Origin of the sequence: Mameliella sp. LZ-28, from assembly GCF_012274245.1 — a bacterium.
GTDB lineage: Bacteria > Pseudomonadota > Alphaproteobacteria > Rhodobacterales > Rhodobacteraceae > Antarctobacter > Antarctobacter albus.
This window is the reverse complement of sequence record NZ_JAANYX010000001.1, coordinates 150,610-174,973: the sequence shown is the minus strand read 5'-3', so window position 1 is coordinate 174,973 and position 24,364 is coordinate 150,610. Positions and strand designations below refer to the sequence as shown.

The window sequence follows — 24,364 nt, the reverse complement described above, 5'->3', positions numbered from 1 at the left end:
TTTAGCCTTTCATCACGTTGACGTCTTCCACGGCGATGGTGCCGCGGTTGCGGAAGAAGCAGACCAGGATCGCCAGGCCGATGGCGGCCTCGGCGGCGGCGACGGTCAGCACGAAGAGGGTAAAGACCTGCCCCACCAGGTCGCCCAGATGGGTCGAGAAGGCGACGAGGTTGATGTTCACTGCCAACAGCATCAGTTCGATGCTCATCAGCAGGATGATGACGTTCTTGCGGTTCAGGAAGAGCCCGAAGATGCCGATGACGAAAAGCACCGCCGCCACCGTCAGGTAATGTTCCAATCCGATCATGTGCGTCCCTCCGGGCGTTTTGCCCGCTTTTGGTCTTCCAAATCGTGCCCCGCGCTGGTGCCGGGGCCCTCTTTCGCTCTTGTGGCCCGTCTCGCTGCGGGCCCTGCGGGGCCTTGCGCCCCCCGTCCCGGACCTGATCCGGGACCTCTTGTCTGTCTCTCCCGCGCCGGGCGGGTCATCCCAAAGGGCGGCGGCGGCCCCGCAGTTTCAGCCGGGCCAGCCGGTCCTCTGTCCAGACCTGCGCCCGCACCGGAAGCAGCAGCATGGCCCGCCGCAGGACCCAGGCACCGGCCACGATCTTGAAGGCCCAGAACCCGGCGTAGAGAACCAGTCCCGTCGGGGACAGGACCACGTCCCAGAACCCGCTCAAAGCCCCTGCCCCGGTTTCACGTCCTTCAGCTCCATCGCCTTGGCCGGATCGCGGTACATCTGGGCCAGGATGTCCTGGCGCTTGACGTCCTGGCGGTGGCGCAGGGTCAGCACGATGGCGCCGATCATGGCGACCAGCAGGATCAGGCCGGCCAGCTGGAACAGCAGGAAGTACTCGTCATAGAGGATCATCCCCAGCGCCTGGGTGTTGTGCATGCCCTCGGGCGTCGGCTGGGCAAGTTGCCCCGCCGCCATGTCCGAGGCCTGCCAGGCGCCAAAGGCCATCGCCAGCTGCATCAGGATCACCAGCCCGATCAGCAGGGCCAGCGGCATGTAACGCGCCATTTCCGCCTTCAGCTCGGCGAAATCGACATCCAGCATCATGACGACGAACAGGAACAGCACCGCGACCGCGCCGACGTAGACGATGACCAGCAGCATGGCGACGAATTCCGCGCCCATCAGCACGAACAGGCCTGCCGAAGAAAGGAAGGCCAGGATCAACCAGAGCACCGAGTGCACCGGGTTGCGGCTGACCACGGTGAACAACCCGCCCGCGATGGCGCCGAGTGCGAAGAGGTAGAAGGCAAAGACCATCATGTCTCGTCATCCTTGTTTTCATTGATGACTTCGCGCGCAAGTTCCATTGCGCGGGTCATCGCGGGAATGCCTGCGAACATCGACATATGTCCAATGGTCTCGGCGATTTCTTCAGAGGTCGCGCCTGCCTCGAGCGCGTGGCGCACGGTCAGACGGAACGGTGTTTCGGCCTGCGCGCCCTGCATGGTCAGCCCCGACAGGGTCAGCAGAAGGCGCGTCTTGGCATCCAGCCCCTGCTTGGAGATGCCCTTGCCGAACCACATCTCCATCGCGTCCTTGGACATGGTCGGCCAGAGCTTTTCAAAGCCCTTGGGGTCAAAGCTGCTCATGGCCGGATTGAAGGCCTTGGCCATTTCCTGGGCCTGGGCCATCATCAGCTCGAAGGGGGTCTTGTTCTCGCTCATGTCCGGCCCTCCTTGGCGGCCAGCGCCTTATCGACAGAGTTGTCGATCCGCCGGCTCAGTATATCGACCATGGCTGTGGCGCGATCCGACCAGTCGGACAGGGCCTGCGCCTTGTGTTCAGCAGCCTTCAGAAAACCGTCGAGGAGCGTGCGCGTCTTGCTCATTGGCCGCCCTCCCCTTCAGGACAGGCACCAAAGACAGTGATCCGCGCAGAAAGCCATTTCTGCCCATCCAAGGTCCGGGGCTCGAGGATCGAAACCGCCTCGATCCCATCCCGCTGGAATGGCGCGACATTGGCCAGCCCTTCAGCCTTGCCGGTAAAAGACGCCCCCCAGTCCTGCATCAGGCGGCCAAAGATGGCCCCGACCATTTCGGTCTGGTCCGGCGCCCCCACGGTCATGAAGCAACTGCAGAACCCGTCGTGCGCGCGAAGGCTGAGAAATGCCTCGGGAGGCAGGTGCCAACCCTGCTCTATCCGTTCCAGGCCGGCCGCCTCTGCCTTTGCGTCAAAGGCCGCAAAATCCGGCGCCGCGGCCATGCAGACCGAGGAAAAGACCTCGGCGCGCTTGTCCAGCCATTCCGGACCGCCCTCGACAATCGTCTGGGCGCCCGTGGCCGGGGCGGCAAGGATCAGTATGATGGCGGCGGCTCTGATCATTTCGGGTCAGCGGTACGGGGCGTCCAGTTCGAGGTTGCGGGCAATTTCGGCTTCCCAGCGTTCGCCGTTTTCCAGCAGCTTGGCCTTGTCGTAGTAAAGTTCTTCGCGGGTTTCGGTCGAGAACTCGAAGTTCGGGCCTTCGACGATCGCATCCACCGGGCAGGCTTCCTGGCAGAAGCCGCAGTAGATGCATTTTGTCATGTCGATGTCGTAGCGCGTGGTACGGCGGCTGCCGTCGTCGCGCGGCTCGGCGTCGATGGTGATGGCCTGCGCCGGGCAGATCGCCTCGCAGAGCTTGCAGGCAATGCAGCGTTCCTCGCCGTTGGGATAGCGGCGCAGCGCGTGTTCGCCGCGGAACCTGGGGCTCAGCGGGCCTTTCTCGTGCGGGTAGTTCACCGTGGCCTTGGGCGCGAAGAAGTATTTCAGGCCCAGCTGAAACCCCTTCACGAAATCCGCGAGCAGAAAGTATTTCGCGGCCCGGCCGTAGTCGATGGTCGCCATTCTATCCTTGCTCCTGTGCCAGCTTGTGCAATTCGGCCTCCAGCTTTGCGGCCGTGGGCGCATCCGTCCGCGGATCGCCCTGCTCATCGTATTCCTTGGCTGCCTCGGGGCCGGATGTCTCCGGCGCCGGATCGGCCTGTTCGGCGCGCGCGGCCTCGGCCGCCTGCATGTCCGCCGCCCAGCGAAAGATCGCGGCGGCAATTTCCGTGGCCTGCGGCATCAGGTTGCCGTCGCTGTCCACGTCCGGCAGCCCGGTGTCGCGGACGACGAAATCACCGAGATCGATCATGTCGATGTATTTCGCATCCAGGATCGCGCTCTTGAGGTCAGACACGGCGCCCTCCCCTCAGCTGGCTGTCCGAAACGATATGTTTCCGAAACGTCACCAATTCAGCCCCCGGTCACCCAGCGGGCATAGCCGTCGAAGAACCAGCCGAATTTCGCGGCGAAGGAAACGAAGACCACCCAGACCAGCGAGAACGGCAGGAAGACCTTCCAGCCAAGGCGCATCAACTGGTCGTAGCGGTAACGCGGCGTGATCGCCTTCACCATCGCGAAGATGAAGAAGAAGAACGCCATCTTGCCGACCATCCACAGTGCCCCGTCCGGCAGACCCGGGATCGGCGACAGCCAGCCGCCGAAGAACAGCAGCGTGGTCAGCGCACACATCAGGAAGATGGCGATGTATTCACCGGCCATGAACAGCAGGAAGGGGGTTGCCGAATATTCCACCTGGTAACCGGCCACCAGTTCCGATTCCGCTTCCGGCAGGTCGAAGGGCGGGCGGTTGGTCTCGGCCAGGGCCGAGATGAAGAACAGGAAGACCATCGGGAAATGCGGCAGCCAGTACCAGCTGAAGAAACCATAAGCGCCGTCCTGCGCGTCCACGATGTCACCGAAGTTCATCGATCCGGTCGAGATGATGACACCGATGATGATCAGGCCGATGGAGACCTCGTAGGAGATCATCTGTGCCGCCGAGCGCAGCGACCCGAGGAAGGGGTATTTCGAGTTCGAGGCCCAGCCGCCCATGATCACGCCGTAAACCTCAAGCGAGGAGACCGCGAAGACATAGAGGATCGCCACGTTGATGTCGGACAGGACCCAGGTGTCACCGAAGGGGATCACCGCCCAGGCGATCATCGCCAGCACGAAACTTGTCAGCGGTGCCAGCATGAAGACCGTCCGGTCCGACCCCGCCGGGATCACCACTTCCTTGACGACGTATTTCAGCGCGTCGGCGACCGTCTGCAGCAGGCCGTAGATGCCCACCACGTTCGGACCGCGCCGCATCTGGACCGCGGCCCAGATCTTGCGGTCGCCGTAGACGAGGAAGAGCAGTGACACCATCACGAAGCCCAGCACCGCAAGGCATTGCGCGAAGATGATGACAAAGGTGCCCAGAGGCGTGGCGAAGAAGTTTTCCATCAGGTCCTCACACCATCGGTATTCCGTTCTCGGCACAGGCCAGCGCCGCCACTTCGGCGTCGATGGTCTTGAGCCCTGGGGGCAGCGCTGCCGAGATGGTGTAAACCGCATCTCCACGCCATAGGCCACCCTCTTCGTAAACGGTCGTGCGCAAATGACGCGCAAAACCGTAACCCCGGATCAGCGCGTATTGCGCGGCTGCGCATTCGGCATAATCCTTCACGTCGCCCTCGTCGCGGGCGCCGCGCATCTCGACCTCGAACTGCACCAGGTCGCCATCCAGAAGCCGGGTTTCGATCCCGGCATAGCTGGGCGTGAAAGGCGCGTCAGAGGCGGCCTCTTCGGTGCAGGCCGACAGCCCGGTGGCAATCACCAGAAGTGTTATGATCGCCAGTCCGCGCAAGTTATTGCGCCGCCAGCGGCGCCGCGGCGCGGTCGCGCGCCTGTTTCGACAGTTCCGCCATCAGCTCGGAGGCGCGGGCAATCGGATTGGTCAGGTAGAAGTCGCGCACCGCGTACCGGAAATCGGCCTCTCCCAGCTTGCCCGCGTCCAGCGGCTGCCACTCGTTTTCCGGCACGTCGTCGATCTGCTGCAGGTGCGGCACATCCTTGACCAGAGCCTGGCGCAGTTGTGCAAGGCTATCCCAGGGAAGTTGCGCGCCAACCTCGGCAGAGAGCGCCCGCAGGATGGCCCAGTTTTCCTTGGCCTCGCCCGGGGCGAACCCGCTACGCAGCGCGATCTGGGGGCGGCCCTCGGTGTTGACGAAAAGGCCCTGTTCCTCGGTGTAGGCAGCAGCCGGCAGGATCACGTCAGCGCGATGTGCGCCCCGGTCGCCGTGCGAGCCCTGGTAGATCACGAAAGCGCCTTCGCCGATCTCGACCTCGTCCGCGCCGAGATTGTAGATCACATCAGCGGACTGAACCGCCTCCATGCCATTGTCGTTCACCGCGCCCACGTCCAGCGCGCCCACGCGGCTGGCGGCCGTATGCAGGACCAGCATCCGGCCCGACAGCGCCATGCAGGCGCCCAGCACCGCGGCGCCGTCCGCCTCGTTCAGGGCGCCCTGCCCGACGATCACGATGGCATCGTCACCGGCCGTCAGCCGGGACAGTGCATCTCGACCCGTGCCGCAGTCCTCGACGTCATAGGTCAGGTCGACCGCGGGGCCGACGCGCTTGACCTTGGCACCATTGGCCCAGGCCTTGCGGATACGGGCGTTCAGCACCGGCGCCTCGTCGCGCGGGTTGGTTCCGACCAGGATGATCTCAGCTGCCGTGTCGATCTCTTCGATGGCGACATTGCCGACATAGCCGGAACGGTTGCCGGCGGGCAGCTTGGCCCCGTCAGTCCGGCTTTCGACGGCACCGCCCTGCCCTTCGACCAGCGTTTTCAGCGAGTAGATCGCCTCGACCGGGGCAAGATCGCCGACAATCCCGGCCAGCTTTTCGGCGCCCTTGATCGCCTTGGCGGCAACCCCCAGCGCCTCGGGCCAGCTTGCGGGACGCAGTTTGCCGTTTTCGCGCACATATGGGCGATCCAGACGCTGGCGGCGCAGCCCGTCCCAGACAAAGCGCGTCTTGTCGGAAATCCATTCCTCGTTCACGCCGTCATGGTTGCGCGGCAGGATCCGCATGACTTCGCGGCCCTTGGTATCGACCCGGATGCTGGACCCAAGCGCATCCATCACGTCGATCGTCTCTGTCTTGGTCAGTTCCCAGGGACGCGCGGTGAAGGCGTAGGGCTTCGACACCAGCGCGCCCACCGGGCACAGGTCGATGATGTTGCCCTGCAGGTTCGAATCGAGCGTCTCGTTCAGGTACGAGGTGATCTCCGCATCCTCTCCCCGGCCGGTCTGACCCATCTGGGTGATGCCCGCGACCTCTGTCGTGAAGCGCACGCAGCGGGTGCAGGAAATGCAGCGCGTCATGTGGGTTTCGACCAGCGGACCCAGGTCCAGATCGTCCACCGCGCGCTTGGCCTCGCGGAACCGGCTGAAATCGACGCCGTAGGCCATCGCCTGGTCCTGCAGGTCGCATTCGCCGCCCTGGTCGCAGATCGGACAATCCAGCGGGTGGTTGATGAGCAGGAACTCCATCACCCCTTCGCGGGCCTTCTTGACCATCGGCGAGTTTGTCTTGATTTCCGGCGGTTCACCGTTGCGGCCCGGGCGCATGTCACGCACCTGCATCGCGCAGGAGGCGGCGGGCTTGGGCGGGCCACCCACGACCTCGACAAGGCACATGCGGCAGTTGCCGGCAATCGACAGACGTTCGTGGTAGCAGAAGCGAGGAACTTCGATCCCGGCCTCTTCACAGGCCTGGATCAGGGTCATGGCCCCGTCCACCTCGATCTCCTGCCCGTCGATGATGATCTTTCGCGTATCGGACATGCCTGAGCCTCTCCCGTTCTTCGGCTGGCAGCGCCCGCTGGCAGGCAGGCCGCAGTCCTCGGGGTTCTATCGTGGTCCGCCGGACGTTACCAGATGCAGGTGCAGCGAAAAGGCAGGAAAAAACGACGCGGCGCACGAGTTTTCCCCGCACACCGCGCCATTGTGATCACAAAAGTTGAATATGTACCGCCTGTTAGCGGCCTGGACGCGACTCAGCGCAGGAAGTAACCGACAGGCCCGCCGCGCGAAATGTCGTCCCGACCGAACTTGCACAGGGCGCGCGTGTCCTTGGGATTGACCCCCTTTGAGGCCAGCCAGGTCTCGGCCTTGCCGCGCATCCGTTTCTTTTCCTTGTCGGACTTCACATAGTCGTCGATCTCGGTCTCGGAGTAGCCCAGGGCCTTGGCGCGTTTCTCAAGCGCCTTGATCTGGCGATACGCCCGCACCATGCGCGGCTGCAGGTCGTCGCAATTCTTGCGGATCTCGTCCGCGATCGCGATCGCCATCAGACCGTCGTCGATTTCGCTGACCTCGCGCAGGGGCGGCTTGGCCACGGCCGGCAGAGCCAGGGTCATGCAGACGATGGAAGTGAGAATCAGGCGCATACGCGGCTCTCCGTTTTCAGACTGGTGCCCTTGAGGTGGGGGCAGAGGGGGCGGATATTCAATATCCGGCCCCCGCAGGCCTCTGTTTCGGCAAGGATCCACGCATCCGGCGCCCCCTTGCGCGCCTCAGGCCGCCTCGTCGTGACAGCTCCCCCGGAAAGTCAGGGTGTTGTCCACGATGCGCAGGCTCTGCCCGTCGGCATCCGGCGCAACGGTCCAGTCGATCTCGGAGGTGCCGAAATACTGGATACAGTGCTGCTTCGCCTTGTAATCTGCCGCAGCGCGCGCGCCCTCCACCGATTTCGATACCTGGTGAACCGTCACGGCAAAGACCTGCCGGTTCTTGCGTTCGGTCTTTACCACCGTGCGAAAGCGCTGACCGTCGAACATCGGCTGGTCCGACTTGAAGATCCCGGCGCGACCGCAGCCCCCGAGCGTGGCCGCGAGGGCCAGAATGCACAACACGCGAGTCATCATCTTATTGGCCTCCCCGGCACAGTACCTCGAACTCGGCTGCCTTGGCCGTCACCCCGGCCAGAATCGTGGTCAGGGCGCGCGCATCGCGACACCCGGCCTTGGCGGCAAAAGCTCCGGCGGCCTGGATCTGTGCCTGCGCGGGAACCACCCCGGCAACCGTGGTCAAGCTGACATAGGCCTGCAGCGCCTGGGCAGAGCCCGATCCGTCACGGGCCTGCATCGTCACCGCGCGGCGCTGAATATCGCCCACGAAGCTCTTGGAGCGGACGGTTTCCGCCTGCGCCACGGGCGCCAGCGCCGCGATCAGCACCGCCGTTCCCAAAATCCGTTTCATCATTCCAACCCGTGTCTTTTCTGCTCGCATCGCGCGCCCGCCACACCCGGCCCACGCGTGCCGCGCACTGTCGCGCCTGCGGGGCAAGAGGTCAAGGAGCGGGCGCCCCGCCCCGTGAGCGACGGCCGACCACGATGACGGCAACCGAAGGAAACATGGGCGAGGCACAACTGGCGTCACACGGTCTCGGGCGTACAGTGCCTTGCACGCCACATCTGCGCCTGCGGCAAGTAGGACCAGCCAAAGGCCGCATCGGTGTCGCCCTGCGTCTTACGCATCTCCAGTCGTTCCAGCGCTTCGTCCAGCGTCGGCTGATGTCCCTCGGGCACCCACCACATGACGAAATGCTGGTCGCCCATGATCTCGAACCACTCGGTGCGGCGGTCGTAGAACTGCTTGTGGATGGTGCCCCAGACAAAGCGTTCCAGGCTTTCCACGTCCTCCCATACCGTCAGGTTGGACACGAACTGCGGGTCGCCGTCGATCTTGGCCTCGGTGTTTCCTGTGCCCGGCTCGCCCGAGCCTTCCATCATCCAGACAAAGCCCGGCATCCGCTTGCCCAGCCCGTTGACCCGGTCGAGGTTGTCCATGAACTCCGCCACGCGCGGGTCGTCCGTGGGGGCCAGAAGGCGCCCGATGTTCAATTCCGCCAGGTGCATGTGATGTCCTTTCTGAAATCAAGTCGGCCAATCGGCCCGCAAGCTGTAGCGCGCGGCCCCTGCCACGCCCAATGAATTATCCCGATGCGCCCCATCGCGCCCGGGCATGGGTCCAGCCGAAGGCCGCGTCGCTCTCTCCTGTTATTGCCAGATGCTGCAGCTTGGCCGCCGCCTCCGCGATCCCGGGCCGGTGGCCCTCGGGCACCCACCACATCACCAGCCGCAGCCCCTGCCCCGCAGCATCGAACCATTCCGCGCGCCGGTCGTAGAACCGCCGGTGCACGGTCTGCCAGACGAAATGTTCGAGGCTCGGCAGGTCGCGCCAGACCGACAAGGTCGACGCGGTCCGGGGATTGCCGCCAAGCGGACCACCCGGATCGGTCTGCGCCGCATCCATCTCGGCTTCGGCCATGTGCCAGACATAACCGGGGCTGCGTTCCGCGACGGCAAAGACCCTGTCCAGGTTGTCGCGAAATTCGGCGATGCGCGGATCTTCCCAGTCGTGTCGCAGGATGCCGATGTTGAACTCGGCCAGGTGCCAGCCGGTCACCAGCCGTCTTTCCAGCACAGGTCGACAAAGGACCACTCGCCCTGCCACTCATGTGCGTCCCCGGGCGCAGATCGGACTGTCAGCCCGTAGTGCCTGCAAAAGGCGATGCCGACCTTGCGCGCCAGCACCTTATCGCCCGGACCGATCTGGGGGTCCTGGTTGGTGCGCACAACAAGGCGGCTCTGCTCGATCCATTCCTTTTGCGGCAGCCCCGTGTCCGGCGCGTCGCGCACTGTCTCGGTCTCGTAGAGGCCGAACCACACGTCGAAGGATCGCCCGTTGTAGATCACCTCATCACTGATTTCATAGGGCATCTTGCCCTGCGCCAGCGCGGTTGACGCCAAAAGCAGAAAGCCTCCCGCCATTTGGCAGGAGGCCCTGATAACATCCGAGAAGACCACGATTATTCCGCGGCGACGGCGCTGAGACGTCCGGTCTTCTGCGCCTTGATGCGGTCCTCGATCTCGTCGCGGAAGTTGCGGATCAGGCCCTGGATCGGCCAGGCCGCCGCGTCGCCGAGCGCGCAGATCGTGTGGCCCTCGACCTGCTTGGTCACGTCCCAGAGCATGTCGATCTCTTCCTCGTCGGCCTCGCCCTTTACCAGGCGCTCCATCACCCGCATCATCCAGCCGGTGCCTTCGCGGCACGGGGTGCACTGGCCACAGCTTTCGTGCTTGTAGAACTTGGCCAGGCGCCAGATCGCCTTGATGATGTCGGTGTCCTTGTCCATCACGATCACCGCCGCCGTGCCCAGACCCGAGCCCAGCTCGCCGCGCAGGTAGTCGAAGTCCATGATCGCGTCGCGCATCTTTTCGCCGCGCACACAAGGCACCGAAGATCCGCCGGGGATCACCGCCTTGAGGTTGTCCCAGCCGCCGCGGATGCCGCCGCAGTGCTTTTCGATCAGCTCCTCAAAGCTGATCGACATGGCCTCTTCGACGACGCAGGGGTTGTTGACGTGGCCGGACACCGCGAACAGCTTGGTGCCCTTGTTGTTGTCACGCCCGAAGGACGAAAACCATTCCGCGCCACGGCGCAGGATCGTCGGCACGACCGCGATGGATTCGACGTTGTTCACCGTGGTCGGGCAGCCATAGAGACCCGCGCCCGCCGGGAACGGCGGCTTCATCCGGGGCATGCCCTTCTTGCCTTCGAGGCTTTCCAGCAGCGCGGTTTCCTCGCCGCAGATGTAGGCGCCCGCACCGTGATGCAGGAAAAGTTCGAAATCCCAGCCCGATCCGGCGGCGTTCTTGCCCAGAAGACCGGCGTCATAAGCCTCGTCAATGGCGGCCTGCAGGGCCTCACGCTCGCGGATGTATTCGCCGCGGATGTAGATGTAGCAGGCATGGGCCTGCATGGCGAAGCTGGCGATCAGGCAGCCTTCGATCAGCGTATGCGGATCGTGGCGCATGATCTCGCGGTCCTTGCAGGTGCCCGGCTCGGACTCGTCGGCATTGACCACCAGGTAGGCCGGACGCCCATCCGATTCCTTGGGCATGAAAGACCATTTCAGGCCGGTCGGGAAACCGGCGCCACCGCGACCGCGCAGGCCCGAGGCCTTCATCTCCTCGATGATCCAGTCGCGCCCCTTGGCGATCAGATCCTTTGTCCCGTCCCAGTGGCCACGCTTTTTCGCGCCGTCGAGGGTGCGGTCATGCATGCCGTAGAGGTTGGTAAAGATCCGGTCCTGGTCAGCTAGCATCTCTCAATCCTTGTGTTCCTGGCGCTCCCGCCAAAGCCCGTATAACATCCACAGCGCCCAGACAAAGCCACCAATTGCAGCAAGGTCGAAAAGCGCGCGCCAGCGGTGGCTCAGGTCCACCGCCGCGCCGATCACATTGGCCGCGACCCAGCCGAGAGCCGTCCCGACGATCACCAGCGCAATCGCGCGGCCTCTCCGGTTGTAGTCCTGGTTCCCGGCCATTGCCGCCCGTGCCTTATTTCACAAGTTCGGCGGCCTGCGCCACCCAGCCATTGCGCGAGGCCCGGCCCCGCACACCGGCGAGGTTCTCGTCGACCCAGGCGACGTTTTCCTCGGTCCAGCCGGCGATCTGTGAGAAATGATAGATGCCTTCGGCGTTCAGCGCCTCGGCCAGCTTGGGGCCGACCCCGTTCAGGACGGTCAGGTCGTCCGCTTCGCCCTTTGGCGCCTTCAACGCGGCGGGTTTGACCATCGCGGGTTCTGCGGTGGCCTCCGCTTCGGGCGCGGGTGCGACAGTGGGTGCGGCCTCAGGCGCGGTCTCGGCTTTCTCGGGGGCAGCCTCGGGGGCCGGAGCCAGTTCCACCACAGGTTCCGCAACGGTTTCTGCCACGGGTTCCTCGATAGTCACCTCGGGCTCGGCCACCGGCTCTGCCGTGGCCTCGACAACGACGGTTTCCGCCACGTCGTCAACCGGGGCAGCCTCTTCGGTGGTCGTCACCGAGGCTGCGACCGTCACGCCACCCATCGGCGTGCAGATCGAGCCGAAGCCCGCCGGCATTCCGGTCCAGGGCATCATGGCCAGTTTCATCATCCCCTGGCTGGCTTCCATCGCAAAACGAGTCTGCAACTGCATCATGCGCATCAGCGGGGTAAAGTCGGGTGTCATCGAAAAGATCGGGGTCGTCATGGTCACGTTCTCGCTCCACTAAACGGGCGCAGCATCCTGCGCGTGTCTTAGCGCCGTTCCTCCCCAACAGTGCCGGTGCCACGCCTGACATACTGCGCCGCGGCACGCAAGACATGGCGTTGTCGCAGCCCCTTTTCAGGGGCCGCGACCGCCGGTTTGACCACTCTGTGACCAGCAATTCCCTTGGGATCAGTCGCCGGGCGTGTACGTCCAGCTGCCCTTGCGCGAGGCCAGTTCCGCCTCGCCAGCCAACACCGTCCCTGTCTTCACCAGCGGTGCAGCTGACTGCTCGGAAGGGGCTGGGGTGGGTGCCGGTTCGGGCGATGGAGTTGGCGCCTCTGCCGGGGCCGGATCCGCCTCGGCGGTGCTGTCGGCGCTGTAGGTCCAGTTGCCCTTGCGGCTGGCAAGGTCTTCCTCGCCGGGCAGGGCACCACTGGGTTTGACCAGCGATCCGGTGTCCGCGCTCTCGGCCGCGGCGGGCGCCGGTTCAGGCTCGGGGGCCGTCTCTGGTTGCGGCGTCGAGGCGGGCTTGGGCTGTGGCGTGGGCCGCGCGGCGGGTGCCGGGGCCTCTGCCGCGCCGGCACAGAACAGCTTGGAGAACAGCAGGCCAAGCACGACCAGCGTGGCTCCTCCTGCAAAGACCGCCTGGATCACGCGCCAGTCGCCCAGCGTCAACAGCAATACGAATACAAGAAAGGCGGCCAAAGCCGCCAATCCCCAACTCAACTGACCGCAGTTCCCCTGCTCAGTCCAATCCCCCATGACATTCCTCCCTGTCGCCGATATCCGGTCCTGTCTGGACCGGAGTATCACGAAAAAAGGTGTCCGGGGCTATCAGACTTTAGGACCGCGCCGCCAGCTCCTTGGCCTGCGCCACCCATTCGTCGCGCGTGGCCCGGCCCTTGAAGCCTTCCAGATTGTCATCGACCCAGGCCAGTTCCTTGTCGGTCCAGGCGGCAACCTGGTCGAAGTGGTAGAAGCCCAGCGAGTTGAGCAGCTTTTCCAGCTTGGGTCCGACGCCCTTGATTTCCTTCAGGTCATCGGCCTTGCCCTCGCGCGGGGAATCAAGACCCACGGGCTTGTCCTCAGCCGGAGGAGCGGCCGGCTCTGCCGCGGGCTGGTCCTCCGCTTCGGGCGCCTCGTAGCGCCAGCTGCCCTTGCGGCTGGACAGGTCGTCCTGCCCCGGCAGCGGCGTGCTGGGCTGAACCAGCGCCTGTTCGACCTCGGCGGGTGCCTTGGCGACCTTCTCCGGCTTGGGCGCGGGCTTGGCCGGTTGCGGGGCCTCCTTGGCCGGGACATGTGCCTCGGGAGCGTCCGGCTGGCTGCCACGGGTGCCGGACTGGTCGTTCCAGGGCGCCGCCAGCGGCACCTCGGTGCCGTCGATGCGCTTGATCGTGTCGCCGATGTCATCGGCCAGCTGCGCGCTGGCATTCAACTTGATCGAGCCGTTCACGAATTCGGTCAGCGTGGTGATGCCCGGCTTGGGTTCCGAGGCGAAACGGCCGTTCTGCGGCCCCACCGTGGGCACCTCGCCCCGCGCCAGCGCGTCGAGCAGATCGCGCAGCTTTTCCGCGGTCAGGTCCTCGTAATAGTCCTTGCCGATCTGGGCCATCGGCGCGTTGGTGCAGGCGCCCAGGCATTCCACCTCTTCCCAGCTGAACTTGCCGTCCTCCGACAAGGCGTGCGGCTTGTCGGCGATCTTCTCGCGGCAGACGGCGATCAGGTCCTCGGCACCGCAGATCATGCACGACGTCGTGCCGCAGATCTGGATATGCGCCAGCGAGCCGACCGGCTGGAGCTGGAACATGAAGTAGAAGCTGGCCACCTCGAGCGCGCGGATATAGGCCATGCCCAGCATGTCGGCGACATGTTCGATCGCCGGACGGGTCAGCCAGCCTTCCTGTTCCTGCGCCCGCCACAGCAGCGGTATGATCGCGCTGGCCTGGCGGCCCTCGGGGTATTTGGTGATCTGCTCGCGCGCCCAGGCCAGGTTGGCGGGCGTAAAGGCAAAACTATCGGGCTGTTCGGGGTGCAGTCGGCGCAGCATGGCTTTCGGCTTTCCGTCTTACGTCCGGCGCCAGGGCGCGGCGCCTCGGGTTTCAATCTTGCATCCAGTCCGGCCTCGGGGGCCGGTCACGTCACGTTGCCGCCTCGGGCGCGGGCTCTGTCTTGGGGGCGCAGGCGCCAGTCTGAAGGCGCACACCGCCGTTCGACAGCGGCACGGCCTGTTTCTGTTCGACCTTGTACTGCGAGATGGTCACCACCTTTTCACGCGGCATCCCGGTCTGCAACTCCACGGGCAGATAATCGCTTTCGTTCACGAGGTCACAACCGATCGAGGCCACCGCCGCATCAAAGGCCGCAAGGTCTTCTTCGGTGACGCCCTCGGGCAGGAAACAGCCCGAAACCAGTCCCGTCGCGACCAGGGCAAAAGCGTATCTCTTCATCGTGTCGTCCCTCGTAAAAAGGCCGCGCGGCGGCGGCCCATCTTTCCCCGTCAGGGGCAATTCACCAGATGCGCCTTGCCGGCGGCGCGGTCCAGAACGATCAGGCCCTGGTCCATCATGATCTCTGCGGTATCCTCGGTCACTTCGCCAATGGCGTCGATCAGGCCTTCGGTCATCTCGCCGTCATAGACCGCCTCTTCGGCGACGTGGCGCGCCAGTACGGCCAGAAATGCATCCTCGCCGGTGCGCATGTCCAGCACGCAGCCGAATTCCTTCATCGTCTGCGTCACCGCCGGGATAAAGACGGAGGGCGGCAGCGCCTCGATGGCCTCGACAAAGGCCTTTTCGCCGCGCGCCCTGGAGAGCGTCGCCCGGGAGGCGGATGCCGCTGCCTTGGGGCCGAGGATCGGAAGGCAGCGTTCCATCACCAGGAAACGATCGTCCGGGCCTTCGTCGACTTCACAGTAGAACGCATGACCGCCATTGCGGACCAGCAGACCATCATCGATGCCGCCCAGGATTTCATAGCCGCGCTCTTCCTGGAAGATGGGCAGATCCTGAGCGAGCGCCGGCGTCACCGCCAGCGCGCAAAGCGCGATCAGCGCTCTCACCGGTCGATCTCCCCGAAGACGACGTCCATCGTCCCGATGATCGCCGCGACGTCGGCAAGCTGGTGGCCCTTGGCGACATGGTCCATCGCCTGCAGGTGCAGGTAACCCGGCGCGCGGATCTTGGAGCGGTAGGGCCGGTTTGACCCATCGGCAACGAGGTAGACGCCAAACTCTCCCTTGGGGGCCTCGACGGCGCAGTAGACCTCGCCCTCGGGGACGTGGAAACCCTCGGTGTAGAGCTTGAAGTGATGGATCAGCGCTTCCATCGAGGTCTTCATCTCGCCGCGTTTCGGCGGGGTGATCTTGCCGCGGGCCAGGACGTCGCCCTGCCCTTCGGGCGCGCGCAGCTTCTCGATGGCCTGCAGGATGATCTTCACGCTCTCGCGCATCTCGGCCATGCGGCAGAGGTAGCGGTCATAGCAGTCGCCGTTCTTGCCGACCGGGATCTTGAAGTCGAACTCGTCGTAGCACTCGTAGGGCTGCGCGCGGCGCAGGTCCCAGGCAAGGCCCGAGCCACGCACCATGACGCCGGAGAAACCCCATTCGTTGATCTCTTCCTCGGTCACGACGCCGATGTCGGCGTTGCGCTGCTTGAAGATGCGGTTTTCGGTCAGCAGGTCGTCGATGTCCTGCAGCTTGGCCGGGAATTCCTTGGCCCAGGTCTCGATGTCGTCGATCAGCGCGGGCGGTAGATCCTGGTGCACGCCGCCGGGCCGGAAATAGGCCGAGTGCAGGCGCGCGCCACAGGCCCGCTCGTAGAAGACCATCAGCTTTTCGCGTTCCTCGAAGCCCCACAGCGGCGGCGTCAGCGCGCCCACGTCCATGGCCTGCGTGGTCACGTTCAGCAGGTGGTTCAGGACACGGCCGATTTCCGAGTAGAGCACGCGGATCAGCGAACCCCGGCGCGGCACCTCGACCCCGGTCAACTTTTCGATGGCCAGGCACCAGGCATGTTCCTGGTTCATCGGCGCAACGTAGTCGAGACGGTCGAAATACGGCAGGTTCTGCAGGTATGTCCTGCTTTCCATCAGTTTTTCGGTGCCACGGTGCAGCAGGCCGATATGCGGGTCGCAGCGTTCCACGATCTCGCCGTCCAGCTCCAGCACGAGGCGCAGCACGCCGTGCGCCGCCGGGTGCTGGGGCCCGAAGTTGATGTTGAAGTTGCGGATCTTCTGTTCACCCGTCAGGGCGTCTTCGAAGCCTTTGGAGCCGTCCATCACGCGCGACCTCCGTCAATCTGATCCTTGAACGCCATGATCCAGAGCAGGATCAACGCCACAAGCGGGAAGATGGCGAAAATCGCCACCCAGTTGGGAATGCCAAAACGCGGCAGGAGCTTCCAGAATGGCACGACCACCAGTGCGCCGATGACAATCAGCCACAATAGCCCCCCGCCACCAAAGCCCCAGCCGCCCATCATGCCTTTTCTTCCGTCTTCTCATCGCCGGGCAGCACGTATTGTGCCCCCTCCCACGGCGACATGAAATCGAACTGGCGGTATTCCTGCACCAGGCTCACCGGTTCGTAGACGACGCGCTTTTGCTCTTCGTCGTAACGCACCTCGGTATAGCCCGTGGTCGGGAAATCCTTGCGCAGCGGAAAGCCGCGGAACCCGTAGTCCGTCAGGATTCGGCGCAGGTCCGGATGGCCGGCGAACAGCACGCCGAACATGTCGAAGACCTCGCGCTCGAACCAGTTGGCCGAGGGGTGCACCGACACGATCGACGGCACCATCTCGTCCTCACGGATCGCCACGCGCAGGCGGATGCGGTGGTTCTGGTACATCGACAGGAAATGATAGACCACGTCGAACCGCTTGGGCCGCTCGGGGTAGTCCACCGCCGTGATGTCCACCAAGGTCGAGAACTTGCAGGTCGGGTCGGTCTTCAGGAACTCGACGAAACCGCGGATGTTCGAGGGCGCCACGTCGACGTTCAGCTCGCCATGCGTGACGTCCCAGCCGATCACGCAGTCGGGACGCTTGGCCTCGATATGGCCACCCAGTTCGTTCAGCAAATCGCTCATCGCACCAATGTCCCCGTCCGGCGGATCTTTTTCTGCAACGCCATGATGCCGTAGACCAGCGCCTCTGCCGTCGGCGGGCAGCCGGGCACATAGACATCCACCGGCACGACGCGGTCACAGCCGCGCACCACGCTGTAGGAATAGTGGTAGTAGCCGCCGCCGTTGGCACAGGACCCCATCGAGATCACGTAGCGCGGTTCCGGCATCTGGTCGTAGACCTTGCGCAGCGCCGGGGCCATCTTGTTGGTCAGCGTGCCGGCCACGATCATCAGGTCGGACTGGCGCGGGCTGGCGCGCGGCGCGGTGCCGAACCGCTCCAGGTCATACCGCGGCATCGAGGAGTGCATCATCTCGACCGCGCAGCAGGCCAGGCCAAAGGTCATCCAGTGCAAGCTGCCGGTACGCGCCCAGTTGATGATGTCCTCGGTCGAGGTCAGCAGGAACCCCTTGTCCTGCAGCTCGCGGTTGAGGGTCTGGGTCGCGACCTCGCGGTCGGCTCCGGCCGTATTGGCTCCGGTCATCACTCCCATTCCAGTGCCCCCTTCTTCCATTCGTAGGCAAAGCCGATGGTCAGCACGCCCAGGAACACCATCATCGACCAGAAGCCCACCATCGAGACATCCTTGAAGGCCACCGCCCAGGGAAACAGGAAGGCGATCTCAAGATCGAAGATGATGAAGAGGATCGAGACCAGGTAGAACCGGACGTCGAATTTCATCCGGGCATCGTCGAAGGCGTTGAACCCGCATTCGTAGGCCGACACCTTTTCCGGGTCCGGGTTGCGCACGGCGAGGATCACCGCGGCAAGGATCAGGACAAGGCCGAGACCGATGGCAATGGCCAGAAAGACGAGGATGGGAAGGTATTCCCGCAGCATCTCTTCCAAGACGTGGCTCCTTCAAGGATCGGGCGCTGTGGCGCTTGGCTTATTGTCCCTTATCGCTGCCATCTGGCAGGGTCAACACGAGGCGCAAGCATTCAAATCCCTGCGAACAAAAGGCTTTCCCTGAAATTGGCGGATTTTCCTTTGTTGACAATGGGATGTCCGGAAATCCCATGCTGCACGGCAGCACACGCCGCGCGCAAGCGTCGCGCCCGGTGTTGTGATCACATGCGCCGGGGGCGGGAATCCCGCCATGTTCATGTCGGGCCGCCTGCGCTACCTGCCTCGGACAGACAGGAAAGACAGTGCCATGACCGTTCACCTCCTTGCCCCCGACGACACGATCTTCAGCGTCAACCGCGATATCGCCCGCGTGGGCTTTGCGCAGCTTGGCGAAGAGGTCCGCCTCTTCGCGCCCGGGGATTTCGACGCCCTCGCGCTGGTCCCGGGGGATATCGTCGTGGGCGGCATCCGCTATGCCCGGCAGGGCATGGAACGGCTTGGCATTCCGGTGCCCGATCTCGACAGCATCCCCGAGGCGCTGATGCCCTTTGCCGGGCGGCGCATCTGGCAGGCGACGATGGCCGAGGCGCGACAGCTGGCGGGCAATGGCAGCGCGATCTTCGTCAAGCCCCTGCCCGACCGGCCAAAGCTCTTTACCGGAACGCTGCTGTCCAGCTTTGCCGACCTGATCCCGACGGCGCATATCGCCGACGCCGAGCCCGTGATCTGTGCCGAACCGGTGGATTTCGTGACCGAGTATCGCGGCTTTGTCCTGCACGGGGATCTGATCGACCTGCGGCCCTACCGGGGCGATCCGCTGCGTTTCCCCGATCCGCAGGTGATCCGCGCCGCGCTGGCCGCCCAGTCGCAGGCGGGCGCACCCGCGGCCTATGCGCTGGATTTCGGGGTCACCTCCGAGGACCGGACGCTGGTGGTCGAGATCAACGACAGCTACGCCGTGGGCGCCTACGGCCTCTCGCCCATGCGCTATGCCCGGCTGATCGCCACCCGCTGGGCGGAACTCGCCGCGCAGCGATGAGCCTGTTCAGTGCGCGGTCGAAATCATGACATAGGCGGCCAGTCCGGCCATCACCAAAGTGACCGGAAACCAGACCGCGCGTTCACGCGCAGAGGGGGTGATCCCGTTCAGCACCGCGCTGACCGTGCTGACCCCAAGGGCCGCCCACCCGTACCAGCGCGGCCAGTCCAGCCCCGGAAAGCCTGCCACCGAGAGGATCGCAAGCCCCTGGAAGATCAGCACCGGCACCGAAAAAGCCGCAATCACCCTGCCCGAGATGGGCAAGGCCCCCTCATGCTGCCCGCCCTGCGTCCAGGGCCCCAGCGGCGCCCCACCGATCAGCGCAAACTGGAAAAAGACCACCGCCAGGCAGGCCGTCGCATAAAGATGGGCGATCTGGATCAGCATCCCGCCCCCGGTCACGCCCAGGGCGCGGGCCGCTTGTCGAAAAAGGCTGCGATTCCCTCCTGCGCCTCAGAGGTTTCCCAGCGATCGGCCAGGGCGTCGATGGCCCCTTCGACCTCGGCTTCGGTGACTTCGCCCGCCAGCCGCCGCAACAGGGCCTTGGCATCCCGAACCGCCCCCGGGGCACAGGCCAGCGGCAAGGCCACCTCTGCCGCCACGGCCTCGTCCAGGTCATCCGGGGCAACCGCCCGGTTCACCAGCCCCAGGGCCACCGCCTCGGCGGCGCCAAAGATCCGACCGTTCATGAAGATCTCCTGCGCCTTCACAGCGCCCAGCCGGGCGATCACGTAGGGCCCGATATTGGCCGGGATCAAACCCAGCTTGACCTCGGTCAGCCCGAATTTCACGCCCTCGGCGGCCAACGCGATGTCGCAAACGGAAATCAGCCCCAACCCACCGCCAAAGGCATTGCCCTGCACCTTGCCGATCAGGGGCTGCGGCAGCGCATAAAGCGCGCCCAAAGCCTTGGCGATGCGCGAGGATTCCTCGCGTCGTGTCGCCCGGTCCATCTCGAACTGCGCGCGCATCCAGGCCAGGTCACCGCCGGCGCAGAAGGACTTCCCCTCGGCCGACAGCACCACGACCTTCACCTCTGCGTCCGCCGCAAGGCTGCGCGCTGTGGCCTCCAGCTCGGTCATCATCTGCGCCGACAGCGCGTTGTGCTTGTCCGCCCGGCGCAGGCTGATCTCCGCCACACCCCGCGCGTCGCGCGATACCCCGATCAACTCCATCCTTGTCCTCACTCCTTTGGCAGCCGCCGCAGCAGGCTGACCTGAAATTTCTGTTCCTGCCCAGATGGCGTGACGTGGCGGACCCGCTCGGCGCCCTCCAGGCGCAGCCCCTGCCCCAGCGCAGCCAACAGACCTTCAGGCGAATAGCGCCGTACCGGCAGGCCCGAGCAACGCTCCGGTCCATCCTCTGCAAAGGTCGCGATCACAGCCGCACCGCCAGGCCGCAGCCCGTCGCGCAGGGCACGCGCATAGGCCAACCGGTCCTCCAGGTCCGTCAGGAAATGGAACACCGCCCTGTCATGCCAGAGATCGAAGGGCACCGAGGCCCGCCAGCGCGTGATGTCCTCGGCAACCCAGGTGATCTGCGCCGCTCCCGACCCAAGCGCCGCCTGCGCCAGCTCCAGCGCTGCCGCGGAAATGTCCAGGACTGTCACATCCCAGCCCAGCCCGCGCAAATGCCCGGCCAGGGACGAGGCGCCACCGCCCACGTCGATCGCCCGCCCAGGCACCAGCCCGGACCGTTCGATCATCCGCAGCGAGGCCTCGGGCACGGCTTCGTGCCAACTCTTGCCCTCGACGCCTTCTGCGTAGGCGGCATCCCAATGTTCCCTGTCCATTTCAGCCCTCACGCATGGACCGCGCCATCTGCGCGGCCCTGTCCAGCACCGGCCGGTCCAGCCCGGTGACGTAGCCCTTGGCAACCAGGTGATCGTGCACCGCCTCCGTCGCCACGTTGCCCGCCGCCCCCGGCGCATAGGGACATCCCCCCAGCCCACCCACGGCTGCATCAAAAACCCGCAGGCCCCGCTCCAGCGCGACGTCGATATTCTCCAGCGCCCGGCCGGCTGTGTCATGGAAATGCCCCGCCAGCCGCGCGGCGGGCATCTCGTCCAGCACCGCCGCCAGCATGGCGTCCACCGCCTCGGGCACACCCCGCCCGATGGTGTCGCCAAGGGAGACCTCGTAGCAGCCCATGTCGCGCAGCGCCGCCACAACCCGGGCCACGGCCCCGGGCGCCACCGCGCCGTCATAGGGGCATTCCACCACGCAGGACACATAGCCCCGCACCGGCAGCCCCGCCTCTCTCGCCGCCTCGGCCACCGGCACGAAACGCGCCAGCCCCTCGTCGACACTGGCGTTGATATTGGCCCTGGAAAATCCTTCCGAGGCCGCACCGAACAACGCCACCTCGTCCGCCTTGGCCGCCAATGCCCGCTCCAGCCCTTTCAGGTTCGGCGCCAGCGCCGCGTAGGACACGCCCGGCGCCCGTGTGATCCCTGCCAGGACCTCGCCGGAATCCGCCATCTGCGGCACCCATTTCGGACTCACGAATGAGGCGCATTCAATGCGCCGAAACCCCGCCCCGGACAAGAGATCGACCAACGCCACCTTCTCCGAAGTCGGAATCTCGCGCTTTTCGTTCTGCAGCCCGTCACGCGGGCCCACCTCGAAGATCTCGACTGTCTCGCTCATCTTTCCCCTCCGGGTTTCTTCTTGGTCCAAATACCCATTCGCCGAGCCGCCCGCCGCAGGCGAAAGGCGAGAAAACCAGTGCGCCGAAGGCGCTCAATCGGATTGCCGTCTCACGCCTCCGGCACCGGGTAGAAATCCTGCGCGTAAAACCGTTGCGGCCCCTCGCGCTCAACCGCCCGCTGATAGCCTGGACGCGCCTCCATCCGGGCGCGGTAGGCCAGAAGGCGCGGAAATTCCTCCATGTCCACGTAGTAAGGCGCCGCAAAAAGGTTGAACCCCATCATGATGTCCGCCGCCGAGAACCCGGAGGGCAACAGCCACTCCTTCTCCCCCAGCGCCTCTTCCATCCCCCGCAGGGTCTGGCGCAGACGTGCCACATGCAGCTTGACCACCACAGGCGCCGGTTTCGCAGGCGGTCGCAAAAAGACCATCTGCAGGTTCAGGTTCTCGATCAGGCTGGCCATCGTCTCGGCATAGTGCAGCCATTGCAGGAACGCGGGACGCTCCGGATGGTCCGGCGCACGGGTCAGGTCCGGCGCCAGCCGCTCGGACAGGTATTCCACGATGGCGCCGGATTCGCTCATCTCCAGGCCATTCCATTCGATCGCCGGGATGCGGATGGCCGGAGAGACCCGCGCCAGGCCGCTGTCGCGCATCTCCGGCGTGCCGATGCGGTGCTCGATCACTTCCAGCCCACCGAAGCGCTCCGGCCCGATCTCCTCGATCAGCCAGAGCACGCGAAAGCTGCGCCCGTACTGGACATGGTGCAGCCGGATCACGCCTCTTCCTCCAGCAGCACAAGCGGCGCGCCCGCCTCGACCTGGTCGCCCTGGGCCACCAGCACCTCGGACACCACGCCCGCACGGCCCGCGCGCATGGTGTGTTCCATCTTCATCGCCTCCAGCACCACCAGCCGGTCGCCTTCCGCGACCTCCTGGCCGACACCGACATGGACAGAGACGACCCGCCCCGGCATCGGCGCCAGCGCCCCGTCCAGGGCGCCCGCAGCCGCGGCGCCCCGCGCCAGCGGATCGGGCAGATCGAAGGCGATCCCGTAGTGGGCAAAGACCGTCACCTGGCCCGGCGCCAGATAGGCGCCCGCAGCCGGCGTGTCATCGAAGGTCCAGCCGCGCACCCCGCGCAGCGCCTCGACGACCTGCCCCTCGACGGAGACCAGGACAAAGCCCGGCCCTCTGACCTTGACGCCGATCTCGCGCCGGGTGCCGCCCCGTTCCAGCACCACCCTACGCCATTCCGGCCGCCAGAGGGCAAAGCCGGTTTCCCAGTCCACGGCCTCCGTCAGCCCCAGCGCGGTCAGCGCCGCCTCGGCCCAGATCGCAGGCGTGACCTCGGGCTGTGTGGTCAGCGCGTCGATGTCCCGCGCGATCAACCCGGTGTCCACCTCTCCCCGCGCAAAGCCCTCGTGTTCCGCCAGCGCGCCCAGAAAGGCGAGGTTCGTCACCGTGCCCGCCACCCGGCTGTTGCGCAGCCCCCGCGCCAGGCGTCGCAGGGCCACGGCCCGCGTGGGGCCATGCACCACCAGCTTGGCGATCATCGGGTCGTAATGCGGGCTGATGGCATCACCGGCCCGCACGCCGGTTTCCGCGCGCAGCCCCTCGGGGAACGACAGGTCCGACAGCGTGCCCGTAGCGGGCAGGAATCCCGCCGGCACGTCCTCGGCGTATAGCCGCGCCTCGAAGGCATGGCCGTTGATCTTCAGGTCCTCCTGCCGGGCAGGCAATGGTTCGCCCGAGGCGACCCGAATCTGCCATTCCACCAGGTCGACACCGCAGATTTCCTCGGTCACCGGGTGTTCCACCTGCAACCGGGTGTTCATTTCCATAAACCAGAACCCGTCAGGGCGCAGGCCGTTCGCCCCGTCGACGATGAATTCCACCGTGCCCGCGCCCTTGTAGCCGATGGCCTCGGCGGCGCGCACGGCGGCGGCCCCCATCGCGGCACGCATCTCCTCGGTCATGCCGGGCGCAGGCGCCTCCTCGATCACCTTCTGGTGGCGGCGTTGCAGGGAACAGTCGCGTTCGAAAAGGTGCACCGCCCGCGTTCCGTCGCCAAAGACCTGCACCTCGATATGGCGCGGGCGCTGGATGTATTTCTCGATCAGCACCGCATCGTTTCCGAAGGCGGTCAGCGCCTCGGCCTTGGCCCGCTCCAGCGCGTCGACAAATTCCTCGGGCGCCTCGACCAGTCGCATCCCCTTGCCGCCGCCGCCCGCGACCGCCTTGATCAGCAGCGGATAGCCGACACGGTGTGCCTCGACCTCCAGGTGGCCGGGGTCCTGGTCTTCGCCCATGTAACCGGGCACTACGGGTACGCCAGCCTCGTCCATCAGCCGCTTGGCCGCGTCCTTGAGCCCCATCTGGCGGATCGCCTGCGCCGAAGGCCCGACAAAGGTCAGGCCCGCCGCCTCGACCGCCTCGACGAAATCCGGGTTCTCGCTGAGAAAGCCATAGCCCGGGTGGATCGCCTGCGCGCCGGTGGTTTGCGCGGCCTCGATGATCCGGTCGGTCCGCAGGTAGCTCTGCGAGGGCGCCGCGCCGCCGATACAGACCGCCTCGTCCGCCAGCGCCACGTGCAAGGCGTCGGCATCCACGTCGGAATGCACCGCCACGGTGCGCAGGCCCATCGCACGGGCGGTGCGGATGACACGGGCCGCGATCTCGCCCCGGTTTGCAATCAGGATGGTATCAAACATGGTCATCGTCCCTTGCCTCCTGCCGGTGACGCCGTCAGGGCGGTGAGGGGCCAGCCCCTCACACTCCCCGAGGTATTTTCAGCCCAAAGAAACACGGACGCCGA

At 65.4% G+C, this 24,364-nt stretch carries 36 protein-coding genes; 1 reads left to right on the top strand and 35 read right to left on the bottom strand.

All coding sequences use genetic code 11. The features are described 5' to 3' along the window. Window position 1: 1 nt before the first annotated feature. The 29 genes from nuoK to G9Q80_RS00775 all read right to left on the bottom strand — a co-directional run bounded on the left by nuoK (window position 2) and on the right by G9Q80_RS00775 (window position 17,860). Window positions 2-307 (bottom strand): NADH-quinone oxidoreductase subunit NuoK, encoded by a 306-nt coding sequence (gene nuoK, locus G9Q80_RS00915; RefSeq protein ID WP_023849383.1) that lies wholly within the window; start codon window positions 305-307, stop codon window positions 2-4. Window positions 308-482: 175 nt separating this feature from the next. Continuing rightward, the gene (locus tag G9Q80_RS00910) at window positions 483-677 is read right to left on the bottom strand and encodes a hypothetical protein (protein WP_043143630.1); all 195 of its coding nucleotides are present in this window, start codon (window positions 675-677) and stop codon (window positions 483-485) included. Beyond that, window positions 674-1,276 (bottom strand): NADH-quinone oxidoreductase subunit J, encoded by a 603-nt coding sequence (locus G9Q80_RS00905; RefSeq protein WP_043143629.1) that lies wholly within the window; start codon window positions 1,274-1,276, stop codon window positions 674-676. Before G9Q80_RS00905 ends, G9Q80_RS00910 begins: the two co-directional genes overlap by 4 nt. Next, complete coding sequence (locus tag G9Q80_RS00900; protein WP_043143627.1) at window positions 1,273-1,680, bottom strand: carboxymuconolactone decarboxylase family protein; 408 nt, start codon at window positions 1,678-1,680, stop codon at window positions 1,273-1,275. The genes G9Q80_RS00905 and G9Q80_RS00900 overlap by 4 nt, the downstream gene beginning before the upstream one ends. Beyond that, window positions 1,677-1,844, bottom strand: a complete 168-nt coding sequence (locus G9Q80_RS00895; protein ID WP_157903768.1) for a hypothetical protein — start codon at window positions 1,842-1,844, stop codon at window positions 1,677-1,679. Before G9Q80_RS00895 ends, G9Q80_RS00900 begins: the two co-directional genes overlap by 4 nt. Beyond that, window positions 1,841-2,338 carry a hypothetical protein gene (locus G9Q80_RS00890; protein WP_088713971.1) on the bottom strand — a complete coding sequence of 166 codons (498 nt, stop codon included), beginning with the start codon at window positions 2,336-2,338 and terminating at the stop codon, window positions 1,841-1,843. Before G9Q80_RS00890 ends, G9Q80_RS00895 begins: the two co-directional genes overlap by 4 nt. Before the next feature lie 6 nt (window positions 2,339-2,344). After that, entirely contained in the window at window positions 2,345-2,839 is a 495-nt protein-coding gene (nuoI, locus tag G9Q80_RS00885; RefSeq protein WP_043143624.1) for an NADH-quinone oxidoreductase subunit NuoI, read from the bottom strand. 1 nt (window position 2,840) lies between these two features. Then, window positions 2,841-3,173 carry a hypothetical protein gene (locus G9Q80_RS00880; protein ID WP_088668661.1) on the bottom strand — a complete coding sequence of 111 codons (333 nt, stop codon included), beginning with the start codon at window positions 3,171-3,173 and terminating at the stop codon, window positions 2,841-2,843. Between the two features lie 56 nt (window positions 3,174-3,229). Beyond that, window positions 3,230-4,267, bottom strand: coding sequence for an NADH-quinone oxidoreductase subunit NuoH (gene nuoH, locus G9Q80_RS00875; protein WP_043143619.1), 1,038 nt, complete (start codon window positions 4,265-4,267; stop codon window positions 3,230-3,232). A gap of 7 nt (window positions 4,268-4,274) precedes the next feature. After that, a complete protein-coding gene (locus G9Q80_RS00870) occupies window positions 4,275-4,670 on the bottom strand; it encodes a YNQ4 family lipoprotein (RefSeq protein ID WP_175459221.1) in 396 nt (131 codons plus the stop codon). A gap of 1 nt (window position 4,671) precedes the next feature. Continuing rightward, window positions 4,672-6,657, bottom strand: coding sequence for an NADH-quinone oxidoreductase subunit NuoG (gene nuoG / locus G9Q80_RS00865; protein WP_043143617.1), 1,986 nt, complete (start codon window positions 6,655-6,657; stop codon window positions 4,672-4,674). A 212-nt stretch (window positions 6,658-6,869) separates the two neighbouring features. Further along, window positions 6,870-7,262 carry a DUF5333 domain-containing protein gene (locus G9Q80_RS00860; protein ID WP_043143615.1) on the bottom strand — a complete coding sequence of 131 codons (393 nt, stop codon included), beginning with the start codon at window positions 7,260-7,262 and terminating at the stop codon, window positions 6,870-6,872. 126 nt (window positions 7,263-7,388) lie between these two features. Further along, window positions 7,389-7,739, bottom strand: coding sequence for a hypothetical protein (locus G9Q80_RS00855; protein WP_083242518.1), 351 nt, complete (start codon window positions 7,737-7,739; stop codon window positions 7,389-7,391). Window position 7,740: 1 nt separating this feature from the next. Next, window positions 7,741-8,076 (bottom strand): hypothetical protein, encoded by a 336-nt coding sequence (locus G9Q80_RS00850; protein WP_088713972.1) that lies wholly within the window; start codon window positions 8,074-8,076, stop codon window positions 7,741-7,743. 173 nt (window positions 8,077-8,249) lie between these two features. Then, window positions 8,250-8,732: a DUF3291 domain-containing protein gene (locus G9Q80_RS00845; RefSeq protein WP_088713973.1), complete on the bottom strand. Its 483-nt coding sequence runs from the start codon at window positions 8,730-8,732 to the stop codon at window positions 8,250-8,252. A gap of 76 nt (window positions 8,733-8,808) precedes the next feature. Beyond that, on the bottom strand, window positions 8,809-9,282 hold the full coding sequence (locus G9Q80_RS00840) for a DUF3291 domain-containing protein (RefSeq protein ID WP_232788131.1): 474 nt from the start codon (window positions 9,280-9,282) through the stop codon (window positions 8,809-8,811). After that, entirely contained in the window at window positions 9,279-9,647 is a 369-nt protein-coding gene (locus G9Q80_RS00835; RefSeq protein ID WP_069211590.1) for a hypothetical protein, read from the bottom strand. The genes G9Q80_RS00840 and G9Q80_RS00835 overlap by 4 nt, the downstream gene beginning before the upstream one ends. A 38-nt stretch (window positions 9,648-9,685) precedes the next feature. Then, window positions 9,686-10,984: an NADH-quinone oxidoreductase subunit NuoF gene (gene nuoF / locus G9Q80_RS00830; RefSeq protein WP_043143607.1), complete on the bottom strand. Its 1,299-nt coding sequence runs from the start codon at window positions 10,982-10,984 to the stop codon at window positions 9,686-9,688. Between the two features lie 3 nt (window positions 10,985-10,987). Then, complete coding sequence (locus G9Q80_RS00825; protein ID WP_043143606.1) at window positions 10,988-11,206, bottom strand: DUF5337 domain-containing protein; 219 nt, start codon at window positions 11,204-11,206, stop codon at window positions 10,988-10,990. A gap of 13 nt (window positions 11,207-11,219) precedes the next feature. Beyond that, window positions 11,220-11,891 carry a helix-hairpin-helix domain-containing protein gene (locus tag G9Q80_RS00820; protein ID WP_088713974.1) on the bottom strand — a complete coding sequence of 224 codons (672 nt, stop codon included), beginning with the start codon at window positions 11,889-11,891 and terminating at the stop codon, window positions 11,220-11,222. A gap of 189 nt (window positions 11,892-12,080) precedes the next feature. Further along, window positions 12,081-12,653, bottom strand: coding sequence for a hypothetical protein (locus tag G9Q80_RS28630; RefSeq protein WP_133066356.1), 573 nt, complete (start codon window positions 12,651-12,653; stop codon window positions 12,081-12,083). 79 nt (window positions 12,654-12,732) lie between these two features. Further along, window positions 12,733-13,938 carry an NADH-quinone oxidoreductase subunit E gene (locus tag G9Q80_RS00810; protein ID WP_088713976.1) on the bottom strand — a complete coding sequence of 402 codons (1,206 nt, stop codon included), beginning with the start codon at window positions 13,936-13,938 and terminating at the stop codon, window positions 12,733-12,735. A 91-nt stretch (window positions 13,939-14,029) separates the two neighbouring features. Next, window positions 14,030-14,338, bottom strand: coding sequence for a hypothetical protein (locus G9Q80_RS00805; RefSeq protein WP_043143603.1), 309 nt, complete (start codon window positions 14,336-14,338; stop codon window positions 14,030-14,032). A gap of 50 nt (window positions 14,339-14,388) precedes the next feature. After that, window positions 14,389-14,949 (bottom strand): hypothetical protein, encoded by a 561-nt coding sequence (locus G9Q80_RS00800; protein WP_074620878.1) that lies wholly within the window; start codon window positions 14,947-14,949, stop codon window positions 14,389-14,391. After that, window positions 14,946-16,169 (bottom strand): NADH-quinone oxidoreductase subunit D, encoded by a 1,224-nt coding sequence (locus tag G9Q80_RS00795; protein ID WP_052244579.1) that lies wholly within the window; start codon window positions 16,167-16,169, stop codon window positions 14,946-14,948. Before G9Q80_RS00795 ends, G9Q80_RS00800 begins: the two co-directional genes overlap by 4 nt. Continuing rightward, complete coding sequence (locus G9Q80_RS00790) at window positions 16,166-16,369, bottom strand: hypothetical protein (protein WP_232788132.1); 204 nt, start codon at window positions 16,367-16,369, stop codon at window positions 16,166-16,168. The genes G9Q80_RS00795 and G9Q80_RS00790 overlap by 4 nt, the downstream gene beginning before the upstream one ends. Next, complete coding sequence (locus G9Q80_RS00785; RefSeq protein ID WP_069211585.1) at window positions 16,366-16,974, bottom strand: NADH-quinone oxidoreductase subunit C; 609 nt, start codon at window positions 16,972-16,974, stop codon at window positions 16,366-16,368. The genes G9Q80_RS00790 and G9Q80_RS00785 overlap by 4 nt, the downstream gene beginning before the upstream one ends. Next, a complete protein-coding gene (locus G9Q80_RS00780; protein WP_172429800.1) occupies window positions 16,971-17,504 on the bottom strand; it encodes a NuoB/complex I 20 kDa subunit family protein in 534 nt (177 codons plus the stop codon). The genes G9Q80_RS00785 and G9Q80_RS00780 overlap by 4 nt, the downstream gene beginning before the upstream one ends. Beyond that, the gene (locus G9Q80_RS00775) at window positions 17,495-17,860 is read right to left on the bottom strand and encodes an NADH-quinone oxidoreductase subunit A (RefSeq protein WP_043143593.1); all 366 of its coding nucleotides are present in this window, start codon (window positions 17,858-17,860) and stop codon (window positions 17,495-17,497) included. Before G9Q80_RS00775 ends, G9Q80_RS00780 begins: the two co-directional genes overlap by 10 nt. Before the next feature lie 307 nt (window positions 17,861-18,167). On the opposite strand from G9Q80_RS00775, the gene G9Q80_RS00770 reads away from it, so the two are divergent. After that, on the top strand, window positions 18,168-18,899 hold the full coding sequence (locus tag G9Q80_RS00770; protein WP_157903769.1) for an ATP-grasp domain-containing protein: 732 nt from the start codon (window positions 18,168-18,170) through the stop codon (window positions 18,897-18,899). Window positions 18,900-18,905: 6 nt separating this feature from the next. Here G9Q80_RS00770 and G9Q80_RS00765 read toward each other — a convergent pair whose 3' ends face one another. From G9Q80_RS00765 to G9Q80_RS00740, 6 genes are all read right to left on the bottom strand, one after another. Beyond that, window positions 18,906-19,286, bottom strand: coding sequence for a hypothetical protein (locus G9Q80_RS00765; protein WP_088713978.1), 381 nt, complete (start codon window positions 19,284-19,286; stop codon window positions 18,906-18,908). An 11-nt stretch (window positions 19,287-19,297) separates the two neighbouring features. Further along, complete coding sequence (locus tag G9Q80_RS00760; protein ID WP_088713979.1) at window positions 19,298-20,074, bottom strand: crotonase/enoyl-CoA hydratase family protein; 777 nt, start codon at window positions 20,072-20,074, stop codon at window positions 19,298-19,300. Window positions 20,075-20,082: 8 nt separating this feature from the next. Further along, entirely contained in the window at window positions 20,083-20,691 is a 609-nt protein-coding gene (locus G9Q80_RS00755) for a class I SAM-dependent methyltransferase (protein WP_043143585.1), read from the bottom strand. A gap of 1 nt (window position 20,692) precedes the next feature. Next, entirely contained in the window at window positions 20,693-21,547 is an 855-nt protein-coding gene (locus tag G9Q80_RS00750; protein WP_088713980.1) for a hydroxymethylglutaryl-CoA lyase, read from the bottom strand. Between the two features lie 110 nt (window positions 21,548-21,657). Next, entirely contained in the window at window positions 21,658-22,326 is a 669-nt protein-coding gene (locus G9Q80_RS00745; protein ID WP_121497588.1) for a glutathione S-transferase family protein, read from the bottom strand. Then, a complete protein-coding gene (locus tag G9Q80_RS00740) occupies window positions 22,323-24,260 on the bottom strand; it encodes an ATP-binding protein (RefSeq protein ID WP_088714156.1) in 1,938 nt (645 codons plus the stop codon). The genes G9Q80_RS00745 and G9Q80_RS00740 overlap by 4 nt, the downstream gene beginning before the upstream one ends. Window positions 24,261-24,364 lie beyond the last annotated feature (104 nt).